Origin of the sequence: Woodsholea maritima DSM 17123, assembly GCF_000382325.1 — a bacterium.
Taxonomy (GTDB): Bacteria; Pseudomonadota; Alphaproteobacteria; order Caulobacterales; family Maricaulaceae; genus Woodsholea; species Woodsholea maritima.
The window spans coordinates 28805-52192 of record NZ_KB908062.1 but is presented as its reverse complement, the minus strand read 5'-3'; the positions used below and the strand labels follow the sequence as shown (position 1 = coordinate 52192).

The following is a 23388-nucleotide window of genomic DNA, read 5'->3' as shown; positions in this document are numbered from 1 at the left end:
GGATCTGTTGCGGCTGGACCGTGTTTTCTGATCTGCTAAGCTCATACCTTCCGCGCGCGATGGCAGCAAGCAGTTGCGGCTGGACCGTGTTTTCTGATCTGCTAAGCTCGATATGCGGGTAATTCTCTGAAAATTTTAGAGAATTACCCGTTTTAATTTCAAAAAAATCAAACATTCTACCGAATATTATGTGAAATTGGTCCATTTTTTTCGCGACTCACCGAGTGTTGCGTGCGCATTCAACATAAAAAGCCGCCCCCGGAGGGACGGCCTTATTTGGTGCAATCAAGGCTTGTTAACGGCCAGACGCGTGTTTTCTGATCTGATAAGTTCAGCATAATTGCGACAGGAGAATTCCCCTGTCAAGCGTCAAACCGCAACTACATCACCACTTGAAAAGATTGACGTGCCATGTGCTATGTAAAAGCGACAGTTGGGGTGGACCAACTGTCTAATCGATGGTATTTTCAATTTCTGCTTTGATGAGGCGTGCTTTGTCTGTTTGGACCCAGCATTGCACGCTTTCTCTACCAGCGACTTATTAAAGTCTATATGACTTTACACGACAGGTCAACTATTAATTCCCTACATCACCACATAATAAAATTTTCACCTGAAGGGTTTGATTTTTAGAGAATCCCCCCTTAAAATGCCTTGAATTAAGGGTGGCTTTATGACTGAAAAATATAAACCTCTGCTGTTCGCATTTGATCTGGGCACCAATTCTATAGGCTATTGGGTTTACGCCCTAAACTCAAAAGGCGAACCTGAGTCGAGCAAGGGGGGGGGCGTACGAATTTTTTCCGACGGCCGAGACCCCAAATCCAAAGCCTCTCTGGCCGTGGCGCGGCGTGAAGCGCGTGCAATGTCGCGCCGGCGCGATCGCTATATCCGCCGCCGTAAAGCCCTGCTGCGAACTTTAAGCGAATATGGCCTGATGCCACGCGATGCGAAAATGCGCCGGGCTTTGGTTCAGGAAACGGGCGATATCGCCCAAAAATCCGGAGGAGGTAGCGATGGCCCCTATGAACTGCGCGCGCGGGCCTTGGATGAAAAACTGCCGCTGGAATATATTGGCCGGGCGGTGTTTCACCTCAATCAACGGCGCGGATTTAAATCCAACCGGAAAACCGACCGTAAAGACAATGATTTGGGTAAAATCGGGGCGGGGGTGCGCGATTTAGAGGCGCAGATCATGGCGTCCGATGCGCGCACCTATGGCGAGTGGCTGGCGAAACGACGGCGCGCGGGGCAAACCGTGCGTTTGCGCGCGGGCTCTGATTTATTAACGGCTGAGGGCTATGCCTTTTACCCCAGCCGCGCCTTGTTAGAAGCGGAGTTTAAAGCGATTTGGGCGGCACAGGCGCAATACTATCCAGACATTTTGACATCTGAACGCGAAAAACATGTCTTTGACATTATTTTCTATCAACGCCCGTTAAAGCCGCCACAAGTGGGTAAATGTGCGTTCAACCCTAAAGAAACGCGCCTGGCCAAAGCCCATCCCGTTTTTCAGGCCTTCCGCCTGTATAAAGAGGTCAATGAGCTGGAGATTGTTTTAGACGATCTGAGCCATCAAAAGCTAAACCGCGCGCAACGCGACAAGCTGATCTGGTTATTGCGGCAGAAAAAGAAGCTGTCCTTTGCAAAATTGCGTACAGAATTAAAACTGCCGCGCACAACCACGTTCAATAAAGAAAGTGAGACCCGAAAAGATCTGGTGGGCGATGAAGTTTATGTCCTGATGGCGGATGCCAAACGCTTTGGCGGGCAATGGGCCGATTTCACGCTGGAGGAACAATGGGCGATCCTCACCAAGCTGAAAGAAGAAGAAGATCCAGAGCGCCTGCTCGATTGGCTGCAGGCCCACTATAAGCTGGATGATGATCAGGCTATCGCCATCATCGATGCGCCCTTGCCGCAGGGGTATGGCCGTTTAGGATTAACCGCGTTGAGCGCGATGTTGGACGCGCTGAAAGAGGATGTCATTCCCGAAGCCGAAGCCGCAAAACGCTGTGGCTATAATCACTCTCGCTTGGGCTTTGAAAGCGAAGCGGGCGAGGATTGCCTTCCCCCTTATCAAGAGGTGATGGAACGCCATATCCCGCCTGGATCCGGGGATGAAGATGTGGTCGAGCTGGAGCTGAAAGACAGTTTACGGGACGGCCTGAAAGAAGGCCCCATCCCGATTGGCTATGACCTTTATAAAGGGCGGATCACCAACCCCACCGTCCATATTGGGCTTAATCAACTGCGCCGCCTGGTCAATGATTTACTGGTCAAGCACGGTAAGCCGCAAAGCATGGTGCTGGAACTGGCCCGTGATCTGCAAATGTCGGAAAAGCAGAAGACGGAATACAATAAGGCTCAAGCGAAAAACCGCCGCGAGGCTGAGGCGCGCGGGTCATTATTGCAAGAGATGGGGCAGCGCAATAACGGGAGCAACCGCGTCCTTTTGAAATTATGGGAAGAGTTGAACCCGAAAGACCCTGAAGGACGGGTTTGCATTTACTCGGGTCAAGCCATTTCTGCGTCTATGTTATTCTCTGGTGAGGTTGATATTGACCACATCCTACCCTGGTCGCGGACTTTGGATGATAGTAAAGCCAATCTGATTTTATGTATCAGCGCCGCCAACCGGCAAAAACGTAATCGTGCGCCCGCAGAGGTTACCGAATGGCAAAGCCATTATGATGAGATTTTGGCCCGCGCACAAATCTTGCCCAAGAATAAACGCTGGCGCTTTGCGGCGGATGCTATGGCGCGATTTGAGGGCGAGGAAGACTTTGTTGCGCGCCAATTAACCGACACACAATACCTTTCACGCTTGGCCAAAGAATATTTGGAGTGTCTTTATCCTTTCGAGGAAGCGGATGAGCATGGCGAGCTAAAGAAACGTAATCATGTGTGGGTCACGCCTGGGCGCTTGACCGAGATGCTGCGGCGAAATTGGGGGCTTAACAGTTTACTGGGTGACCAAGATCACGCTGAAGTCGCGCAACCCAAAAACCGCCAAGATCACCGCCATCATGCCATTGACGCGGCCGTGATCGGGGTGACAACCCGCGCTTTATTGAAGCATATTTCCGGCTTGGCCCGCACTGTGGACAGCCAAAACTTCGATTACGCCATCAAGAAAATTATTGCCGACAATCCGCCTTGGCCTAGCTTCCGTGAAGATTTGAAAGCGGCGCTACAGCCCATTGTGGTCAGCCATAAGCCCGACCATGGCCGGGTGTCCCAGGCTGGATATAAACTCGGCAAGGGCCAGACCGCGGGTCAATTGCACAATGATACCGCCTATGGACCTACTCAAGAGACAGACGCCAAAGGCAATCCCATCGTGGTCCGCCGCAAAGCCTTCAACTCTCTTGTCGCCAAAGATATCCCGAATGTTCGTGATGAGCGCCTGCAGGCTGAACTTTATAGTGCGATCGAAGGTCTCCAGAAAGACAAGGACATTGCTGAGGCGTTAGCGGTTTTTCAAAAAACCCATAAGCAATTTAAAAATATTCGCCGGGTTCGGGTCGCGGAAACCCTATCGACCATCCCCATTCGCGATTCCGACGGTAAAGTCTTTAAAGGCTTTAAGGGGGATTCCAATTATCGCTATGATGTTTGGGAAACCCTGGATGGTAAATGGCATTGTGAAGTTGTCACAATGTTTGATGTTCACCAGAGAGACTGGACTTCGCCTTTCCATAAAGATCACCCCACCGCGCGTCGGGTTCTGCGGCTACAGCAAAATGATATGGTCGCGTATAACCATCCCGACAAAGGCTATTGTATTGCCAGAGTTGTGAAGTTTGGTGGAAATGGTCAAATTTTCTTTGCGCCGCATAATGAAGCAAACACGGATAATAGAAATCGCGACAAAGATGACCCTTTCAAATTTTTCTCAAAAACTGCCAGCGGCTTGAAGGCGATCCAGTGTCGTCAAATTCGTATCAGCCCAAGCGGCCAGATCTTCGATCCTGGCCCGCAGGACCAAGAGAGCAAGGCGCAAAAGCGGCAGATTGCGTAAGCGCTAAGCGCCCTTCCCAGCCCCTAAAGCGATAGGCAGGCCCTCTATGGATCGGATTGTTGATATCACGACAGAGGGTCTGCACCTCAACGTCTATCGCGGATTTTTGATCATCTCACAAGAAAAGCACGAGCAAGGGCGCATCCCGCTCGATGATATCGGCGCGTTGATCGTTCATGCCCATGGCACAACCTGGTCGACAAGCGTTTTTGTTCGCATGGCCGAACGGGCCATTCCTGTCGTGCTGTGCGGGCCCAACCATGCCCCGGTCAGTGTGGTGTGGCCTTTTGAAGGTCATCATTTACAAGGCGCCCGCTTAAGGGCGCAGGCCGAGGCAGCGAAGCCTTTGAAAAAGCAGCTCTGGCAAAGGATTGTCGCGGCAAAAATCCGTATGCAGGGCCATGTGCTCAATGCCAATGGCAAGGATGGCAAGGGCTTCAACCTGCTTGCGCGCAAAGTGCGCTCTGGCGATCCGGATAATGTCGAGGCCCAAGCCGCACGCCGATACTGGAAAGCTTTAATGGGTGCAGAGTTCTCTCGCGATCAATCCACGCCGGGGGTGAACGCCCTTCTCAATTACGGATACACGGTTTTACGCGCTGTGGTCTCGCGGGCGATTTGCGCCTCGGGCCTCCATCCCACATTGGGCATCTTTCATAGCAATAGAGCCAATGCCTTTGCCTTGTCTGACGATTTGATGGAACCCTATCGCCCCCTGGTCGATCAAATAGTGTTCAACTGTCTTCAAGAGGCGCAGACCGAGCTAGCACCCACGACCAAGTTCGCGCTCACCTCTTTAACGACCTTTGATCTCGATAGCGGTATTGGCCTTTCACCTGTAGCAGTGCAGGTTGCACGCTTTGTCCATTCTCTCGCGATGAGCTTTGAAAGCGGCAAGCCTCAATTGGAAATCTTTAAGCCCCCAAGTCCGCTTGAATTGGCAAGTTTAGGGCGCGCCGCCCTGGAGGGGGAGGTATGAGTGTATCAAAGCGCGCCAATACCGGAGCGCGTCATTTAAGTGGATATCAAATCTTGTGGATTCTTGTCACTTTTGATTTACCAGTCGAAACCAAAGCACAGCGAAAGGCGGCTACGCAATTTCGCCAGCATCTGCTTGATTTGGGTTTTGAGATGAGCCAATTTTCTAATTATATGCGATTTTGCAAAGGTAAGGAGCAGTTTGAAACTTACGTCAATCGCATCGAAGCGGCGCTGCCTGAATGGGGCAATATATACATCTATCAATTTACGGATCGCCAATATGAAAACATCATACGTTTTTGCGACCAAAGTCGAAAGCGCCAGAAAAAAAATCCAAATCAGCTGGCGTTATTTTAGCGAATGTCTCAGTTTTTCTCATTTGGAAATGGGCAATTTCCTAATTATTTCAGGAAATTGCCCATATAGCTATCTTAGCAGATCAGAAAACACGGTCCAGCCGCAACTGGTCATGGTTTGGCAAATGATTTAATGTATCTTAGCAGATCAGAAAACACGGTCCAGCCGCAACCGCAAGAGCTTGATGAGGTGGTGAGCGAGAATCTTAGCAGATCAGAAAACACGGTCCAGCCGCAACACAATTCTTGCTCCAAGACTATCGAGTCGCATCTTAGCAGATCAGAAAACACGGTCCAGCCGCAACCAAGAAGCCAAAGGCATTGTTGACGCCATTATCTTAGCAGATCAGAAAACACGGTCCAGCCGCAACAAGTAATCACCTTCAACCACGTCCAGAACAATCTTAGCAGATCAGAAAACACGGTCCAGCCGCAACCGGCCCTGTCCGTACATTAGCCGCTTGCCGATCTTAGCAGATCAGAAAACACGGTCCAGCCGCAACACGATGAAGGCAGGGCCTAAACGCTAATCACCTCTCGCGCCTCTTGGCCTTCATAGGCCCCTATAGGCTCTAACCACCCCCAATGATCGGGGGTACGCCCTTCAAACAGGCCAAAGAAGCGATCCTGGATCAGGCGGGTGATCTCGCCGGGGCCTTTGGCCCGTGTCGGCAGATCATCGAAGGACCGGATCGGGGTGATTTCTGCCGCCGTGCCGGTAAAGAAGGCCTCCTCACACAGATACATCATCTCGCGCGCCAAGGTCTGCTCAACCACTTCCAAGCCCTCATGCTCGGCAATCTTGATAATGCTATCGCGCGTAATGCCCTGTAAAATTGAAGAGGATGCCGGCGGGGTATAGAGCTTGCCATTTTTAATGAGGAACAAATTTTCCCCCGCCCCTTCGGACAAGCGCCCTTCACGGTCCAGACCGATGCCTTCGGCGTAGCCGCGCGATTTGGCTTCGCGGGAGATCAAATAGCTGGAAAGATAATTGCCGCCCGCCTTGGCCCCCGTCGGCACGGTATTCGGGGCCAGCCTATTCCAGCTGGATACGCACACATCCACGCCTTTTTCACGCGCCTCTGCGCCCAGATAGGCGCCCCACGGGAAGGCCGCGATGAACACCTCCATCGGCGTATCGGCGGCCGGAACCAAGCCGATGGAACCATAGCCCATCATCGCCAAAGGTCGGATATAGGCCGAGCTAAGATGGTTGGCCGCCACCACATCTTTACACGCCTGGACCAGCTCCTGCGTAGTAAACGGCATCTCAAAATGATAGATTCGCACTGAATCGCCCAGGCGCGCGATATGATCGGTCAGGCGAAAGCCCACTGGCCCCTTGGGTGTGTCGTAAACCCGAATCCCCTCAAACATCGAGGTGCCGTAATGGATAGCATGGCTGAGCGCGTGAACCTGCGCCTCGGCCCAGGGAATAAGCTTACCATTATGCCAGATCGTCTCGACTGCATTAATCGCCATAGTATGTCCCCTTTAGGCCGCTGATGTCATTGTTTGGGTTTTACGCGCCGCAACGGCTTCGCCATTACTCAACGCATCAAGATAAGCATTGACGCAGGCCGGCATGATGTCGCGCGCGCGGGCCCGGCCCTGATAGAGCCCGCCAAAAGCTTCAATTTCGATATCCACCAGAACATCTGCGCGTTGCGGATCACTGGCCACTGGTTCTGGGTCCATCGCAATATAATGCATGTCGATGGCACTAACCCGCGCCTCTATACCGCGCGCGATATTGATGGCGCTCAAAATACTATCCAAGGCTCCGCTGGCGCGCGCGGTGCCGCTGACGGCGCCATCGGCCTTATGGATCATCTCGATATGAGCCAGGGTCTGGCTGCCCGCCTCGCCCGAGGTATTGAGTGCCATTGCGCCCAAAGTCCATTGCGGTTCAAAGCTTTCGCCCTTCTCCATCTGGCTCAGCAAGGCGCACAAGCGCGCCTGATCAATCAAGCCAATCTCATCGGCCATGAGTTTAAACGCGGCGAAGACCTCATCCAGGCGCTCGCCCTCCAAGTTCCAGCCCAGATCGGCGGCCTGCGCCTTCAAGGCGTGCTTGCCGGAATGCTTACCCAGAATGATCGCGCTTTTATCAACGCCGACATCTTCCGGGCGCATAATTTCATAGGTTTCGCGGTTTTTCAGGACCCCATGCTGGTGGATCCCGGATTCATGGGCGAAGGCATTGGCCCCCACGATGGATTTGTTGCGCGGCACCGGGGTGGAGGTCACCTGGGCCAGGGTATGGCTCGCCGCGATCAGATGACGGGCCTCGATCCCGGTTTGCAGATTGAAAATATCTTTGCGCGTGCGCATCGCCATCACGACATCTTCCAAAGCGCAATTGCCCGCACGCTCGCCAATACCGGTCAAGGTGCACTCAATCTGGCGCACCCCGGCGCGCACCGCGGCCAGGGAATTGGCGACCGCCATCCCCAAATCATTATGACAATGGGTGGAGAAGATCACCTCCGGCGCACGCTCGACCTCAGCGATCAACATGGAAAAGCGCGCAAAAACCTCATCCGGTGTGGCATAGCCCACCGTGTCGGGCACGTTTAACACCGCGGCCCCGGCCGCCGCCGCCGTCGAGAGTGCCTCGACCAGAAATTCCGGCTCGGTGCGGAAAGCATCTTCGGCGGAGAACTCGACATTGTCGGAAAACTCCCGCGCATAACCGACCATGTCGCGGATCCGCGCCAGGATTTCGCCCGGCGTCATATTGAGCTTGGCTTCGCGGTGCAAAGGACTGGTGCCGAGAAACACATGAAGGCGGCGCTTGGGCGCGGACTGGATCGCTGCGCCCGCACGTTCAATATCGCCGGGAATAGCGCGCGCCAGGGCACAAATGCGCGGGCCATGGATCTCTTGCGCGATACGCTCCACCGCGCGGAAATCGCCCGGCGAGGCCGCCGGAAAGCCCGCCTCGATAATATCTACGTTCAGATCGGCCAGAGCCTGGGCCATCATCATCTTACCCTCTTCGCGCATGGAAAAGCCGGGGGCTTGCTCGCCATCGCGCAAAGTCGTGTCAAAAATCTGGACATACTCAGTCATGATACACCTTCACACGCGCTCGAACGGGAGAGGAAAGGCCGGTAAGGGCAAGGCTAGCGGTCAGGGTCAAAAGAAGCGCGAGGGCGAAGGTCATGGTCAAATCCTTAATCGTTGGCGGTGATGGAAGAGGATGGAGATAAAAGAAAACCCCCGCTCCGGGTTGGAGCGGGGGTTGGTGGTCTTTGCTTTAGTGGTCTTGCGACACGTCAGACAGGCACCCGGGCTCCAGATATGAAGGTCATAAGGAGGAGGGCAGAGAGAAGGACAAGTGTGCTCAACGCGGCAATGCGAGCCTTGCGCGTATCTTGAGCCATCACTTTTGCGTCTCTGCGGGTCATTGCCGGTCTCGTAAAAAAATATAAGCCCCTACCAGGAGCATGAATTTAGCTTACCCATAAGTTCAACTTGAAATCAAGCCCCTATAGTCCCATAGACATTACAAAGCTTAAACAGCGAAAAATAACGTTTAAATACGCCTTGATAAACAGATAATATGCACAAGATGATTTGGGGGCCTCAAGTTAAATTTTCATCAGACGATTAAAGTTAGCCCAGTTAGTATATGCGGCGGTTCCGGTACCCGACTTTGGCCGCTATCTTCACCATCAGAACCAAAGCAATTTAAACCTTTAGCCTCTCACCAGAGCATGCTCAAAGACACACTCGATCGTGCATGACACAATCACCACGCACATGTTCTCGGCCCAACATGCATCATCAGGTCTATAAAACATCGCGCACACATCGAGCAAACAACATCTGGCCAAGCTACGATCTTAGAACCTTTTGAGCGCGATTCAGCAGGCGCGGTCGCTTTAGCTTGCCTAATCTGTGATAAAAATGATCTCGCTTTAATTCTACCAGTCGATCATGCTACCGAAGATGTAAAAGCTTTTCATTAAGCTATTACATTTAGTATTGAAAAACTCTTAGCGGTCAAATTGAAAAAATTGGCATAGCCCCCACCTACACTGAAACCAGATATGGCTATATTGAAGCAGCGCCGGATTATTCTTATCCGCTTCAAGTTAATCGCCTTGTTGAAAACCTGACCTCGATACTGCACAGTGTTATTTTGAATCTGGCAAATATTACTGGAATGCAGGAATCTTCCTTTTTAAAGTCAGCGCTATGCTTGAGGCTATGACACACTATGCCCGCGACGTTGTCGACCATGTGAAAGCATTAATTCACGAGCAAGATACTCAAGAGACTGTATTTCCAACAGTGCACAGTTTTCACCATCACCCTCTATTTCAATTTATTACGCCGTTGTGGAGTTTCTTTTTCCAAGCGGATAAATCAGTGTGATGCCCGTATCTATGGGCTGGGCTGATATTGGCGATTATGACGCGTAACGCGCCTATTGGACGACCCAAAATGAACCGGAACGTCACCTCACTTTACGTGGTCCTGTCCAAGCCCAAAATGCACACAATTGCTATTTGCACTCTAAAGGACCCTTTATCGCCGTTCAAAGCATGAGCAATATCAGCATCGTTGCCACCAACCAGGTCATTCTGGTTTATAATTTAGATCAAGTTCTAAAAAGTCAAAACCCCTTCTCATCAATCAAAGCTCTTCGAGTATGGCAATTTATTACTCGAGGGCTTGCGTCAGGATGTCAGATCCTGGCACTTCAAGAATATGCTTGACGCTGGTCCGATTTGGCTTGGGATGATAATATTGGCGGCTTTAAAGAAGCCCTCGCCTTTGATGCCCCTGAAACAGAGGCCTTGCCTTGTCGACGCATGTGCCGTGGCATAACTAGCCTGTTGCAAGCCAATCAACACCATAATACCGCCTTTGATGAGCACACACGTTTAGATACTTATTATGTGCCGATTAGCCTTAACACCGCCATTATGCAATCCTAGGCTGAAAACCCAATCAGCCTGGGACTATGATCATGGAGATTTAGCTCACAATCAAACATTTTCTAATTTTTTCAGAAGCATCATACCTGAACTATAGAGTGGTAAAATGCAAAAACCTATGCCAAATATTAGGCGGTGTTTACACTAGCATTCAGATCATAAGCTGCAATGGGGGAAAAGACGGTGCATGATCCAATTCAACTCAAAAAAGATGCGGCAAAGATCCGCGCATCAGGCTATTTCGATGCGAGTTGGTACCGGTCCAAGTACCCGGATGTGGACCAGCTGGGCATGGATCCAGCGGAGCATTATCTAAAATATGGCGCCTTAATGCTCCGCGACCCGGGGCCTAAATTTTCAACCCGGTTTTTCATCGATACCCACCCTGGCGGCTGGCAGAAAAACACGAATCCATTATTACGTTTTCTCGGAAAAAATGCTGGAGAAATGACCCCCCGAGAACGCAATGTGCTTTGGGGGGCTGCAAACGTGGCCAAACGGGGTCAGCATGACCGGGCAATTGCCCTTGCAGAGATGTATTTACCTGAGGGCCTCGCTTACACCGCCCATATCCTGCGCGCTAACGCCGCGCTGGCCCAAAGTCGGGAAAGCGACTGGCTTGCACACCTGAATGCCTATCTGGGACAATTCGGTGTGGAACCACTCGCTCTAAAAGGCGAAGGCACCCTAATCGACCGCTTTACCACCACACCGCTGCCTCCGGTGACCGGCGGCCCCCAAGTGTCAGTTATTATGCCAGCTTTCAACGCTGAAGGGACAATCCGTGCGGCCGCGCGATCTATACTCGGTCAGACCTGGCAGAACCTCGAATTGCTGATCGTGGACGACGCCAGCGAAGATGGCACCTGGGCAGAAATCAAGGAAGTCGCCGCAAGCGACGATCGTGTGAAGATTTTTCGCAACAAGGCCAACGTCGGGCCGTATGTCTCAAAAAATATTGCTTTGATGGAAGCAAAAGGCGAGTGGATTACAGGGCACGATTCCGACGATTGGGCGCACCCTGAACGAATTGAAAACCAGGTCTCATTTAATATTAAAAATAAAGACACAGTTACTGGTAACATGATTAGAATGCTAAGGGTTAGACCAAGCGGAGAAATTTCAAACATTCGCCAGGTAAGCCAAGAACATGCTGGGGGGGTGCTGCAGCGTGCATCGATTAGCGCAATGTTTGATGCAGCTGCATTCAAAAAGTGTTTGGGATTTTGGGATTCCGTTCGCTTCTCTGCAGACTCAGAGCTTCTTGCTCGCGCGCACATACTGTTTCCTGACAGAATAAAAGTGCAAGATAAATTTGGCATGCTTTGTTTAGACCTTGAGGACAGCCTTCAGAACAATCCTGTATACGGAATAAGCGAAATTCACGGCATTAGCGCACCGAGGCGAAGTTACAGAGAAGCCTTTAAGAAATGGCATGAGAAATATATTCTGCATGACCCTAAAAAGGCTTACGTGTCATTTCCATTCACAAATAAGAGGTTTAGCATCCCCAAGGAGGCTGAAGTCCCCGCAGACGATATTATTCTAAACGTAAACGGTAACTGGCAATGAAAGTGGGATCATAATGGCGGAAGATTCGAGCACAAAAAAAGGCAGTGGGTATTGGGCCGGGCGCTCTGAGAGCATTTATTTATACAGTGTCCGTCAACTGGTTGAAGGTTTAGGAAAAGATTGTAAGACAATGGTGGATATTGGCTCTGCTGGATGCCCCTACCTTGATTGGTTTGATTGGATCCCTCAAAAGACCTCCCTCGATATGGCGCGTCCTTATAGAGGCGAAGGCATAAAATCGGTACAGGCCGATTTTATGCAATGGGAGTCCAATGAAGTATACGATATTGGTACATGCCTTCAGGTATTGGAGCATGTTCCACTAGCGGAAGAATTTGCACAGAAGTTGTTGCAGCGGTGCAAGATCTTAGTTGTATCTGTCCCATACAAATGGAAATTTGGAAGAAACAACACTCATGTTCACGATCCTGTAGATGAAGAGAAAATGAGGTCTTGGTTTGGAAGAAGACCCAACTTTTCAGTTATGATAAGTGAGGTTAAGTCTGATGCACCTCGCCTTATTCAAGTTTACGAACAAGATTGGGACAAACACTGGGCTTCCTTAAAGCAGAGAGAGAGACTAAGAAACGTTACTTCTGATTAATGATACCTAGCAATCAGTTAGCGCTGTTTCGCCGTCATTGGGGATAGATGATGCATCCAGATAGGCCTCCTTAGGCTATCCGGGGCAGTTGATTGAGCATTAGAGACACCAAACCATCAGGTAAGGCCTTAGGATCGACACCTGGCTAGCCGGGTGCGCAGCCATAGGCCGGTTAAGCATCGGAGAGTCGGCAGCACTATCGAAGTAGACCATTCCACATTCCATAACAAATTCTGCCGCATAGATCAGCCCCATGAAAACAGAATTAAGGAGAACCTGGAAACTCGTTTCATTACTTTTATCGAGACGTTTATGATACCTAGAATGTCGGTGCTGGGACTACGTCAGCATGTAAACCTATACAATATTTATAGTGAGTTTGGCGTGCACCTGAGAAACAAGATGATAAAACGGCGGGTAAAGAAAAAAATTCGCAATGCCCATGCCGAACCATCGGCACCAACTATGCCCGGTCTATTGATTTTGTCTATGACAAGCTGGCGTCAGGTAAAAAGCTTCAGAGGCGGACCAGAATCCCAAGAATACTCATAATGACTGAGGGCGACTAGGGGGCTGGTCACTCATGATCTGACCCAAGAGCTCCAGCTTCAGGAGGCCGCCGATGGCGATGAAGAACTTGACCTTGTTTGTGACAAGAAAAAGCCAGAAAAGCGCTTAATAAGTCACTGCTAAGATACTTTTGCAATCTAACAGTCTCATTTTCCATTCAGTGTACTCAAGATGCATTGTGGCGCTGGTCCCATTCAGACATTGCAGCATCCAAATTTCCACGCGCGCCGATCCAATTCCAGAAACTAGGGAAATCGTCGTCAATCTCCTCCAAACGAACAGTCATAACGCGAGGCTTATCAGCAAGAAAATGTGTGATATTGCAATTAACAGTATCCACATAGTCTCGACAGAGATCTAGGAGCGTATCTTTTGTATTTCGCGTCTTCGCCGACATAAGTATCTGGGTGCGATAAGCTAATAAGATTCCGCGGTCAGCTCTTTTTAAAAACGATCGGGCGACATCCTCCCGGTCGCGAAGTAGGTGGACATAGCTCGCTTTCTCACCCCAGAAATGGTGAAGCCTTCCCAGCATCCATGACAGACGGTTATCCACCTCTATATGGCGTGCGGGGTAATCAAACCGAGAAGAGCCCGTCATCCAAGTTCGGCTCTCATGGGCCGCTGTAAAGTTATCAATATGAGCCGCCGCTCTAGCAAATGTGACAGACCCACAGCGACCCGTGCATAGTACGAATATGTTTTGCAAGTCTAATCCTTTCAATGAAGGTAGTGATCCACAGAACAGTAAAGCAATATAGCAGGTATGAACTTGCATGCTGACCTGTTGATCGTTAGCATGCAATGTCAAAAATACGAACTTTAAGAGCACTCATGCCCGCCCCTTCTCGCCCAGAACTATCCCTTCCCGAGGCAGAGGCAAAGCACCTCAGATCAGCCTATAAAGCTGCCACCGTGATCCTCGAATACGGTTCGGGAGGGTCTACAGTCATGGCCGCCGAGCTTCCAGGTAAGCTTATCTTTTCAGTTGAGAGCGATCCGGTCTGGGCAAGAAATCTTAATCACTACCTAGATACGGTCGACTTTTCCTCACCAGCTGTCGTTTATTACGCTGATATAGGCCCAGTGGGAAAATGGGGGCGCCCTCAAGATAGCTCCCATTGGGAAAAATTTATCCGCTACTCTAGGGACATATGGAATGAAAAATTTTTCCGCCACCCAGATGTGGTATTGATCGATGGACGCTTTCGCCCCGCTTGCTTCGCGGTGACGCGATTGAACATCTCAAGGCCCGTAACCGTGCTTTTCGATGATTATGCCAACCGCAAAACCTATCACGCCGTCGAGGAAGTGGTCGGCCCTCCAGCAATCATGATAGGTCGTATGGCTCGTTTTGAATTGACCCCTGAAGCACTTGACAAGACGCAAAAAGACCGATTGCAGGATTTCTTGTTCCATGCTACCTACGCCAGAGATAGCAGCAAAGACAGATACAACAAAGCCCTCTAAAAATAATTTCAGAGTTGAGCAATATGCAAAATAACATCTCAGTAAAAAAAGAGAACGTACCATTAAAAGTCGACAACCTAACTATCTCCAACCCTTTATCAAGTCGAACTCTGTTTTGGCCATCTCGATTTCGTAGAGAATCAATGTTTTTGTATCATATGCCGTTAGCCTTTTGGTTGATGGATATCGTCAGACCAAACACCCTAATTGAACTGGGACTAGTTGACGGACAAAGTTATTTTGGCTTTTGTCAGGCTATGGAACGACTTAATATTGATGGGCGCTGTTATGGATACAGCGAAGAAGCACCTGCCAAAGAATTGCTGGACTACAACGAGCAAAACTACCAGGAATTTTCTACCCTTACTAAACAATCCGCAACTGAAGCTTTACGCAGCTTCAAGGATAATTCAATCGATTTTCTTGTTATTAACACGGATGTATCACAAGAGGCAATAAAATCACTTAGAGAAATTTGGAGACAAAAAGTTTCCGATCACAGCATAATCCTTATCTACAATTACCTCAACAAACCTCATGAAATTTACGTTCTCGAGATGATCAGAGAAATAAGCGAATACAATAAAATCGTTCAGTTAGATCAAGCTAATGGCGTAACTATTATCTTGAGCGGTACTCATCATGATGAACGACTCAGCCACCTTGCCGAAATAGAAGTAGGGTCCCCTGAGCACAATATAGTTAAGTCTATATTTAACAGGCTTGGCAGTGCTCATTACCACCAATGGAACAGCGAAAAGTTAGAAAAGCAGGCAAGAGCAGCTCGCAATCAAGCTAAGCAAGCTGCTGCGGACGTGAAGGATAAGGAAGAAGAGTTAGAAAAAGTTAAAGCTGAGCTTTGTTCACTCAATGAAGCTTATGAAGCGCGCAGCAATAAACTTGTCAGTACGCAAACATTGCTATTTGAAACTAGCCAAAAGAACAATGGTGAGATTGTAAGGTTGCAAGAAAAGATTTTGTCTATTCAACAATCTCTAAACCAAGAGCAGTCCTTAAGGCGGCTCGAGCAAAACCGCGTCAAAGAGCAGTCATCAGAACTCGCGCGACATATAATAAACTATGAAAAACAAACCCAGGCCTTGCAAGGTGAAATTAAGGCACTAGAACATAGCCTGGAACAAGCTGTCTTCGCCCACGAAAAGGGCCTCCAGAAAATTGAAGATATTAACCAAATGCACACCGCCGAACTCGAGGCTTGCACTAAAAAAATTGAGGACTACGAAGCTAAAGCCCAAGAGGTCTCAAGAGAGCGCGACATAGAAAAAATAAACTATGAAAAACAAACCCAGGCCTTGCAAGGTGAAATTAAGGCACTAGAACATAGCCTGGAACAAGCTGTCTCCGCCCATAAAAAAGACCTTCATAGAATTGAAGATAGTAACCAAGTGCACACCACGGAAGTCGTGTCGCTTATTACAAAAATTGAAAACTGTTTTAACAAAGCCCAAGAGGCCTCTAGAGAGCACGATAGAGAAAAAATAAACTATGAACAACAAACTCAGTCCTTACACAATAAAATTAAGTTGCTAGAACATAGTCTTAAACAAGCTGTCTCCGCCCATGAAAAGGACCTCCAGAAAATTGAAGATAGTAACCAAGTGCACACCGCTGAAGTCGTGTCGCTTATTACAAAAATTGAAGATTATGAATCTTCGATTAAGAATAATTCTCTGAAATTAAATAAAAATTGCGATCGTGAAAGCTTTTTACATGTTCGGTTGAAGCTAAGCGAAGCCTTAATCAAACGGCTCTACAGAGATTTTGTGTCGAACTCCTATTACCACCTTATACATTATCTGCAGTTTAAAAAAGATGCTGTCACTCTCATGAATTCAAAGGTATTCGACCCAGAATGGTATTTGACAACAAATAAGGACGTAAAAGATAAGGGGGCTGATCCCGCCATGCATTTCATATGTTATGGCTTCTATGAAGGTAGAAATCCCTCGCCCCATTTCGATTTAGTTAACCATTTTATCAATCATCCAAAGCTTCTCAACACAGACGTTTCTCCGCTCTTGCTCACAACCAAGGGGAGTTAAGTCTAGCACATTCAGCTTTGCTGCTTCAGTATGGTGGTAGACCTGATTTATACCAAGCTTATGAAATAGAAGTATCTACTCGATTTCCATGCTGCTGTATTGTGTATGGCTACTAGTATACTATGTATGCGGACAGCAAGCCCACCCAGCCTATAAAACAGGCTCTCACATTAACAAATCTGCAGGACACTCTTTTGACATTAGAATATTTTTTGTTACCCCCCCCTAAGAGCTGGTAAGGAGAACGTCGAGACAATTGGCACAAAATTTTTTAATACAACCGAAGTCGGTAAGCACTAGGCTAAGTACGTGCAGCTTGCTTGTGATACTATGTGCATTCGTAGCTTGAGTTGATGTTCTTTTATTTTAGGGTTAAAGAGATGATTAACACTTCTAGGCATATTCAGTAATACCTAACGTCATAATTGATTACAGCAAAGAAGAGATCCGTTAATGTCATTGTTAGATCTTTATAACGGTTTTATTAAGTATAAATTATGGTACGCCTTATCTATAGAAAGTATAAGAACAAGATTTCTCCGTTCTTTTGCAGGCTTTAGCTGGGTATTTATCTCCTTTGGGCTCTTTGTGTTAGTTAAGGTAATAATCTTTTCTTCCATATCAGGGAACAACGACCCCAATTTTCCCGCATACGTAACTGTTGGATTTTTTGTATGGTTCTATGTGTCTTCCATAGCTGTAGATGGCTGCAGTGTTTTTGTAAATTCGAAAAATTGGATACATGGCGTTAAACTACCTCTTTCTCTATTTGTTTATCAAACGGTATGTAGAAATTGTATACTAGCAGGTCTAAATTCTCTCATTGTCCTAGCGGTTATATTGTATACACAACCTAATTTGCATATTCAATCCTTGTGGAATCTTATTTTTATACCTTTAATTGTATTTAACTCAATTTGGATCACATTGCTGTTTGCACTCATTGGAGCCCGCTTCAGAGATTTTGTCCATATGATAACAAGCATAATGAGAATATTACTATTCTTAACCCCTGTATTTTGGCACCCTCATCAAATGGGGAAACTGTGGCAATATCTTCAATTTAATCCAATTGCACATTATCTTATATTAGTGCGTGAGCCCATGTTAGAGGGTAAAGTTCCCCTTACAAGCCTAACCGTAGTCATAGCAATAACACTCGTAAGCATGGCTTTGTCTCTTCTATCTTTCAGCTATGCTAGACAGCGCATCGCCTTCTGGATATAATCACCCCATGACTAGCATATCTCTGAAAAATGTTACCCTTGCGTATCCGCTACTCGGCGGAGGAATGCGTAAGAGAGTAGTTGGGAACCAACTCAAAAGTGCTGGTGGAATAATTGTAAACAATAACTCACAAAGAAGTCGTAGCATAGTCGCTCTTTCAAATATTAACTTGGAAATCAAACAAGGTGACCGTGTAGGTCTTATTGGAAGAAATGGCTCTGGAAAATCCACCCTCTTACGAGTTGTTGCAGGGATTTATACTCCCATACAAGGTAAAGTTTCAGTCAACGGTGAGATATCTTCACTTTTTTCTGCAGGCATAGGCATTAAGCCGGAGGTCACTGGGTATCGCAACATCGAACTTGCAGCCCTAATGTCAGGACGCGATCCTAAAAAAATTCCGGAAGTAATTTTTGAGATTGCTCAGTTTAGTGAATTGGGCAACTATCTAAATATGCCTGTAAGCACGTACTCTAACGGAATGGCAATGCGCTTGAAGTTCTCTTGTGCAACTGCATTCTCACCAGATATCGTATTATTAGATGAGTGGCTTGGAGCTGGTGACGAAAGTTTTAAGAAAAAGGCGCAACTAAGATTAAGGGATGTAATAAACAACGCTGGAATAATGATTTTAGCATCACACAATCACAAGCAAATTTTGAAAGAATGTAACAAGGTTATTTGGTTAGAACGAGGACAGGTAAAACACTTTGGCGAAACTCAATATACTCTCCAGCAGTATGATAACTTTCATAATGTTGAATCCCAAATTTAATGTTAAAATGATTCATCATGATTGACACTATTAAGGATAATTTGAAATCGGAGTTTATTAGGCTGGCAATATTTTTGTCAGACCGTATGCCATTGTTATATAACTGTTTTAGTCTTAAATACTGCCCCAGGATTATAAAGAAAATTACCTTTATGACCTTTAAATATTCATACCTTAGAAGAAGTAAATTTTTCTTTGAAACCATCAATCATTCAAAAGGTATAAAAGATCGTGAATACAAGTTTTACATAGATGTTTTTCGAATTGATTATACAGGCATAACCCCAAATTCTTTTTTTTTGACCAAGCTAGAGCCTTCATTAGTAGTCTAATACAAGACAGAGCCACCTTTTACACTTTATTATCCGTTGCAATTAAAGTTAACAATATTAACTTTATATCATATATGCTTAATCATGATATTATCGGTTTCGAGGAATATCCATCCAGCTATAAAGTATCACTTTCTTCATTGGCAAGGCACAACCAAGTAATTCATGGTGTCATGAATTACTCTTCAGTTAAATTAACCCCTTTAGAGAAACTAAATGTATGCACTCCTGCTAATATAGAGCTAAGCAGTCATCTACACGTATGTAAATACTATAAATCAATTATCTCTAAGAACTTAAGGCAAGAGTTTACTCACTTTTTTGAACCCATGTATCAGTTAGCATCGCATGGGCTTGATTATCTAGATTGTAGGTATTCAAATTATCAAAGCAGATTATTAAAAGAATACATTCTCAATGCCATTATAAATAGCAACCCATTATCGCTTATACGTATAGGGGACGGAGAATCCTATGCCTGGCTAGAACAGCTAAGCCCACAAGACATCGCATTACGAGAACGAGCCTGGTGGAGAGATAGGTTATCAACTTCCGAAAGGATTAAAATTAGCACTCAATTGCGCGAATCTATATCTAATGCCACTATACTAGGTATTCCTAGTTGCTATAGGTTGGCAAGAGACACAACTGAAGGACAACAATCATATAAAGACAATGATGCTACTTACCCACTTCTACATATAGCTAAAGGGGTACTATCCTTACAAATCAGCGCTGTCGCTTTTACTGAAGAACGCATACATCAATTAATTTTCAATACCGATACAATACGATTATATGTAAAACACTCTCAAAAAGTGTTGTTTGTTACTAGCATTAAGCCTGAAGAACTAAATGGTCTTTTTAATCATTGCTCGGATAAGATTACTCATATTACTATTCCCACTCATACAAAAATGATTGGATTAGAATCTTATGAAAGTACAGACATATCTTTACCTTTTGTATATGAAGATATCATTCACCAGATTAACAATGTAGTACTACCTGGAACACTTGTTATTATTGGTGCCGGTGTGTTAGGAAAAATCTTTTGCCATAAAGTTCTATTAAAAGGAGGAATAGCGATCGATGTTGGCTCTATGGTGGATTATTGGTTAGGGTATAGAACAAGATCTATTAAAGATCAATTATGATCCATTATAGTCTGTAAGCATTTTTTTAGGAGCTATAAACTTTCTATCTAAATGAGGGAACGGTAAGTATAGTGATTCATTTTCTTGTCGGCATTGCTCGTGCCAAGCCATCCATGATTCCTTATATGATTTTCGTATTGGAGAAATTCCTCGAGTTTTATCGATACCATAAACCTTATGGTTAGTAAGGCTGCCCTCATTATCTAAACATAACATGCCTAATGAACTTTCAAAAACAAACTTATCGCCATAAAATAGCTTAGCTCTTGCTATCATCTCACTATCAGCTGCAAACCTGACACAATCCCAATAACCGATTTCATCAAATACAGCTCTATTAAACATTGCGGATACATAAGCTAACCTCATAACACCATCAGGAGACGCTTCACTCTTCCTCATGAACTGTGTCGGGACACCAGATTGACTAAGTCTAAGCATATAACTAATTGAAACCATGTTACGTTCGCTCAGAAGACTTTTTACCTGGTTTTCAAGTCTTTGCGGGTGAGCCCAATCATCTGCGTCATGACAAGTGATAAATTTTCCAGTTGCATGCTCAAGAGCCTTATTTTTGCTAACATAGGGCCCTAAATTGCTCGGGTTATCAATAATTTTAATACGAGTATCTTTGAAGCTGAGAGACCTAACTAAATTTAAAGTTTGGTCCGTACTGGCGTCATTAATAAGAATCAATTCGATATTTTGCCAAGTTTGATTTAAAATTGATTGAACTGAGGAAACAATTGTATTTTCACTATTATAAGCAGATAAAATAATAGATATAAGGCAACCGTTTGTTATCGTATACCCTGGGTTACAAGATAATCGATCAAATACGGTTTGCCCTTCATTAGATAACTTAACAGGAGAAAGACTAAATTGAGATAGGTATTTATTAACAGAGTGCTCCCAAAATGCTTCATCTTCACTTCTATGCTTTAATAGCAGCAAGTTTAGCTTTATATTATATCTTTTTCCTTCTACTTTTCGCAGCAAGTTTGTAGCCTCTAATAGCTTATTATCATCAATTAGATCGGCAGCCTGCTTTATAACGTCCCTAGTTGGTGAAAGTCTATCATCACTTTTAAAATCGTTAAGCCCTTGTAGAGGATCACTTCTACTTTGTATGCTTTTCAAAAGCTTCTTTCTTCTTCTTATTTTTTCAAGTACTTTGCCTGGTAATAAAGCAATTAAATAGGGCTTCTTAATAACCCTAACGAGTTCACACCCAATTATAAAAGACACAGAACATTTCAATTGTGTATACTCTTGAAACAATTCCGCATATTTAGTCTGTAATTTTGAATGCTCATCTAATAGGCTTTCATCAGAAAGATGAAAGTTGTTTTGACATTGATCACGCGACATAACACCCAGCTTAGACGATAAAGCATGTACCTGATAAGCGAGATTGTTAATCGAGTTTGCTAACTTTTCCTGCTTCATTATAACCTCAATGATGAGAACTTTATTTTCCACTTGTATATATAAATTGCTCTATATTGCCTTAGATCATAATTATGCGCGTGTACTCTAAAATGAAACGTGCTCATACTTTAATATTTAAGCCCGCTTCAATCATCAATCGCCCTCGGCTTTCTCTATGACTTTAGATCTTCTAGTAAATCCTCAGCATCACACATCCGAGATATAGTAGTACATTACTAGCTAAAAGCAAAGGGGAATGATCGCTTAATAAAGCGAGCAATTCCCCTCAGAAGTTGCATATTTATAGCCTTACACGCTTCTAACTAGACACGCTTTCTAGCTGAGAATTTCAGCAACCTACTAATTTCAGAAAGCTTGGTATATCAATACCCTGTTCAAGACTAGAGTTGGTTTCCTTACCCCCTTAGACATCACTTTATGCTTTAACAATTTTATCTTTAAACTCACTAGTCAAATCCTTAAGAGCATTGCGCGTGTCTATAAGTAACGGAGTATTCTCACACAGAAGCTTGTAATCAACATTAGTATGATCCGTTGCAATAATAGCAACATCATAATCGCAATTTTTAATTCCAGTTATGTCTACTGATTCACGCCCCGAATATTCAGGATGTTCACGGGTGGTTGGAACAACAGGGATATAAGGGTCATGGTACGCAACGATTGCTCCGTGTTCTTCCAATATTGATATCAAGTCCAAAGAAGGAGACTCGCGCATATCATCGATATCTTTTTTATATGCCAACCCGCATAAAAGCACCTTAGAACCAGCCAAAGCCTTTCTCTGCCTCAAAGACAACTCTTCAAGAGTTCTCGTGACGATATGGCGCGGCATACTTTGATTTATATGACCTGCCAGCTCGATAAACTGTGTCGACAACCCAAACTCTCTTGCTTTGTATGACAAGTAATAAGGATCAATGCGAATACAATGTCCGCCAACTCCAGGGCCTGGATAGAAAGCATGAAATCCGAAAGGCTTTGTCTTTGCTGCGTCGATAACAGCCCAAACATCGATTCCCATTTTATCGAAGATAATTTTCATCTCATTTACCGTTGCAATATTCACCCAACGATAAATGTTCTCTACTAGCTTTGCCGCTTCAGCAGTTCTTGTGTCTTTTACTGGTACCGTATTAACAATTAGGTCATAAACGGCTAGAGCAGCCTTCAATCCCTCAGATGTATCTGATCCAACTACTTTAGGTATCGTTGAAGTATTGAAGTTTGGATTGCCAGGATCTTCGCGTTCTGGTGAATAAGCCAAAGCGAAGTCTTCACCTTCTTTTAAACCGCTTTGCTCTAAAATGGGCTTCATCACTTCAGCTGTAGTGCCTGGGTATGTTGTTGATTCAAGAACTACAAGCTGACCCTCGCGCATATGATCACGAATTACCTCACATGTTTTAATAACATATGTGAGGTCGGGTTGATGGTGAATATCTAAAGGAGTCGGGACAGCAATAAGTATTGTATCAACTTCAGACAACACGTTAGGGTTTGATGAAGCCTTAAATAAGCCCTTATCAACCATGCTTTTTACTCTGGAATCATCGATATGTTTCATTCCGGACTGACCAGAATTTAGAATATCAACACGATCTTGATTTACATCATAGCCGATGACACTTACACCAACATTTACATAAGCCTCAGCTAGTGGAAGCCCTACATATCCTAGACCTATGATACCAACTTTTACCGATTTATTATGACATTTTTCAATGAGAGTATTAAGCATGGTTGTTACTCCATAAAACTAGATCAATATTGTAGACAGTTATGCAATCGCTGGTCGCAGCTTACGAATTACAGCGAGTTTCAAGCTCATTTGAATGAGCTTGACCCAC

The 23388-nt window shown here is 45.8% G+C and carries 17 protein-coding genes, 1 pseudogene and 2 CRISPR repeat arrays (1 of these 20 running past the window's edge); of the genes and pseudogenes, 13 read left to right on the top strand and 5 right to left on the bottom strand.

All coding sequences use genetic code 11. From position 1 onward, the window contains the following. A CRISPR array of direct repeats spans positions 1 to 108; the repeat unit is 36 nt; unit sequence GTTGCGGCTGGACCGTGTTTTCTGATCTGCTAAGCT (it extends 257 nt beyond the left edge of the window). 565 nt (positions 109 to 673) lie between these two features. From cas9 to cas2, 3 genes are read left to right on the top strand one after another with little or no spacing between them, the layout of a single operon-like run. Then, entirely contained in the window at positions 674 to 4024 is a 3351-nt protein-coding gene (gene cas9 / locus H151_RS0113545; RefSeq protein ID WP_019962209.1) for a type II CRISPR RNA-guided endonuclease Cas9, read from the top strand. A gap of 46 nt (positions 4025 to 4070) precedes the next feature. Continuing rightward, on the top strand, positions 4071 to 5003 hold the full coding sequence (gene cas1 / locus H151_RS0113540) for a type II CRISPR-associated endonuclease Cas1 (protein ID WP_019962208.1): 933 nt from the start codon (positions 4071 to 4073) through the stop codon (positions 5001 to 5003). Further along, positions 5000 to 5362 (top strand): CRISPR-associated endonuclease Cas2, encoded by a 363-nt coding sequence (gene cas2 / locus H151_RS0113535; RefSeq protein ID WP_019962207.1) that lies wholly within the window; start codon positions 5000 to 5002, stop codon positions 5360 to 5362. Before cas1 ends, cas2 begins: the two co-directional genes overlap by 4 nt. Positions 5363 to 5433: 71 nt before the next feature. Then, positions 5434 to 5864: direct repeats of the CRISPR family, unit length 36 nt; unit sequence ATCTTAGCAGATCAGAAAACACGGTCCAGCCGCAAC. A gap of 16 nt (positions 5865 to 5880) precedes the next feature. Here the strand turns inward: cas2 and H151_RS0113530 are convergent. Next, positions 5881 to 6846, bottom strand: a complete 966-nt coding sequence (locus tag H151_RS0113530) for a branched-chain amino acid transaminase (protein ID WP_019962206.1) — start codon at positions 6844 to 6846, stop codon at positions 5881 to 5883. Positions 6847 to 6858: 12 nt separating this feature from the next. Continuing rightward, positions 6859 to 8439 (bottom strand): 2-isopropylmalate synthase, encoded by a 1581-nt coding sequence (locus tag H151_RS0113525; RefSeq protein WP_019962205.1) that lies wholly within the window; start codon positions 8437 to 8439, stop codon positions 6859 to 6861. 539 nt (positions 8440 to 8978) lie between these two features. On the opposite strand from H151_RS0113525, the gene H151_RS17900 reads away from it, so the two are divergent. The 5 genes and pseudogenes from H151_RS17900 to H151_RS0113505 all read left to right on the top strand — a co-directional run bounded on the left by H151_RS17900 (position 8979) and on the right by H151_RS0113505 (position 12492). Further along, positions 8979 to 9116 carry a sugar phosphate nucleotidyltransferase gene (locus tag H151_RS17900; protein ID WP_083918621.1) on the top strand — a complete coding sequence of 46 codons (138 nt, stop codon included), beginning with the start codon at positions 8979 to 8981 and terminating at the stop codon, positions 9114 to 9116. Positions 9117 to 9495: 379 nt separating this feature from the next. Further along, a pseudogene (locus tag H151_RS17895) lies at positions 9496 to 9750 on the top strand (hypothetical protein); the annotation flags it as partial. A 356-nt stretch (positions 9751 to 10106) separates the two neighbouring features. Further along, complete coding sequence (locus tag H151_RS0113515; RefSeq protein ID WP_019962203.1) at positions 10107 to 10316, top strand: hypothetical protein; 210 nt, start codon at positions 10107 to 10109, stop codon at positions 10314 to 10316. A 183-nt stretch (positions 10317 to 10499) separates the two neighbouring features. Further along, positions 10500 to 11888 (top strand): glycosyltransferase family 2 protein, encoded by a 1389-nt coding sequence (locus tag H151_RS0113510; protein WP_169336761.1) that lies wholly within the window; start codon positions 10500 to 10502, stop codon positions 11886 to 11888. A gap of 13 nt (positions 11889 to 11901) precedes the next feature. Beyond that, a complete protein-coding gene (locus H151_RS0113505) occupies positions 11902 to 12492 on the top strand; it encodes a methyltransferase domain-containing protein (RefSeq protein ID WP_019962201.1) in 591 nt (196 codons plus the stop codon). A gap of 736 nt (positions 12493 to 13228) precedes the next feature. Here the strand turns inward: H151_RS0113505 and H151_RS0113500 are convergent. After that, positions 13229 to 13663: a hypothetical protein gene (locus H151_RS0113500; protein WP_233354590.1), complete on the bottom strand. Its 435-nt coding sequence runs from the start codon at positions 13661 to 13663 to the stop codon at positions 13229 to 13231. A gap of 350 nt (positions 13664 to 14013) precedes the next feature. On the opposite strand from H151_RS0113500, the gene H151_RS0113495 reads away from it, so the two are divergent. From H151_RS0113495 to H151_RS17610, 5 genes are all read left to right on the top strand, one after another. After that, complete coding sequence (locus H151_RS0113495) at positions 14014 to 14532, top strand: hypothetical protein (RefSeq protein ID WP_233354589.1); 519 nt, start codon at positions 14014 to 14016, stop codon at positions 14530 to 14532. 23 nt (positions 14533 to 14555) lie between these two features. Continuing rightward, complete coding sequence (locus tag H151_RS0113490; RefSeq protein WP_083918615.1) at positions 14556 to 16595, top strand: class I SAM-dependent methyltransferase; 2040 nt, start codon at positions 14556 to 14558, stop codon at positions 16593 to 16595. A gap of 453 nt (positions 16596 to 17048) precedes the next feature. Then, positions 17049 to 17822, top strand: coding sequence for an ABC transporter permease (locus H151_RS17890; RefSeq protein ID WP_083918613.1), 774 nt, complete (start codon positions 17049 to 17051; stop codon positions 17820 to 17822). Positions 17823 to 17829: 7 nt separating this feature from the next. After that, positions 17830 to 18597 (top strand): ABC transporter ATP-binding protein, encoded by a 768-nt coding sequence (locus H151_RS0113485; protein WP_019962196.1) that lies wholly within the window; start codon positions 17830 to 17832, stop codon positions 18595 to 18597. A 406-nt stretch (positions 18598 to 19003) separates the two neighbouring features. Further along, positions 19004 to 20086, top strand: coding sequence for a GT-D fold domain-containing protein (locus H151_RS17610; RefSeq protein WP_156823515.1), 1083 nt, complete (start codon positions 19004 to 19006; stop codon positions 20084 to 20086). On the opposite strand, the gene H151_RS17215 is transcribed toward H151_RS17610, so the two are convergent. Then, positions 20081 to 21535, bottom strand: coding sequence for a glycosyltransferase family 2 protein (locus H151_RS17215; RefSeq protein ID WP_156823514.1), 1455 nt, complete (start codon positions 21533 to 21535; stop codon positions 20081 to 20083). The two genes, H151_RS17610 and H151_RS17215, sit on opposite strands and share 6 nt — an antisense overlap. A 418-nt stretch (positions 21536 to 21953) precedes the next feature. After that, positions 21954 to 23279 (bottom strand): nucleotide sugar dehydrogenase, encoded by a 1326-nt coding sequence (locus H151_RS0113470; RefSeq protein WP_019962193.1) that lies wholly within the window; start codon positions 23277 to 23279, stop codon positions 21954 to 21956. Positions 23280 to 23388 lie beyond the last annotated feature (109 nt).

Coding starts and splice junctions, on each gene's coding strand:
- cas9 (WP_019962209.1), top strand. CDS start 674: ATGACTGAAAAATATAAACCTCTGCTGTTCGCATTTGATCTGGGCACC.
- H151_RS0113500 (WP_233354590.1), bottom strand. CDS start 13,663: ATGACGGGCTCTTCTCGGTTTGATTACCCCGCACGCCATATAGAGGTG.
- H151_RS17610 (WP_156823515.1), top strand. CDS start 19,004: ATGCTTAATCATGATATTATCGGTTTCGAGGAATATCCATCCAGCTAT.
- cas1 (WP_019962208.1), top strand. CDS start 4,071: ATGGATCGGATTGTTGATATCACGACAGAGGGTCTGCACCTCAACGTC.
- H151_RS0113530 (WP_019962206.1), bottom strand. CDS start 6,846: ATGGCGATTAATGCAGTCGAGACGATCTGGCATAATGGTAAGCTTATT.
- H151_RS0113505 (WP_019962201.1), top strand. CDS start 11,902: ATGGCGGAAGATTCGAGCACAAAAAAAGGCAGTGGGTATTGGGCCGGG.
- H151_RS0113485 (WP_019962196.1), top strand. CDS start 17,830: ATGACTAGCATATCTCTGAAAAATGTTACCCTTGCGTATCCGCTACTC.
- H151_RS0113490 (WP_083918615.1), top strand. CDS start 14,556: ATGCAAAATAACATCTCAGTAAAAAAAGAGAACGTACCATTAAAAGTC.
- H151_RS0113470 (WP_019962193.1), bottom strand. CDS start 23,279: ATGCTTAATACTCTCATTGAAAAATGTCATAATAAATCGGTAAAAGTT.
- H151_RS17890 (WP_083918613.1), top strand. CDS start 17,049: ATGTCATTGTTAGATCTTTATAACGGTTTTATTAAGTATAAATTATGG.
- cas2 (WP_019962207.1), top strand. CDS start 5,000: ATGAGTGTATCAAAGCGCGCCAATACCGGAGCGCGTCATTTAAGTGGA.
- H151_RS0113495 (WP_233354589.1), top strand. CDS start 14,014: ATGGCCGCCGAGCTTCCAGGTAAGCTTATCTTTTCAGTTGAGAGCGAT.
- H151_RS17215 (WP_156823514.1), bottom strand. CDS start 21,535: ATGAAGCAGGAAAAGTTAGCAAACTCGATTAACAATCTCGCTTATCAG.
- H151_RS0113525 (WP_019962205.1), bottom strand. CDS start 8,439: ATGACTGAGTATGTCCAGATTTTTGACACGACTTTGCGCGATGGCGAG.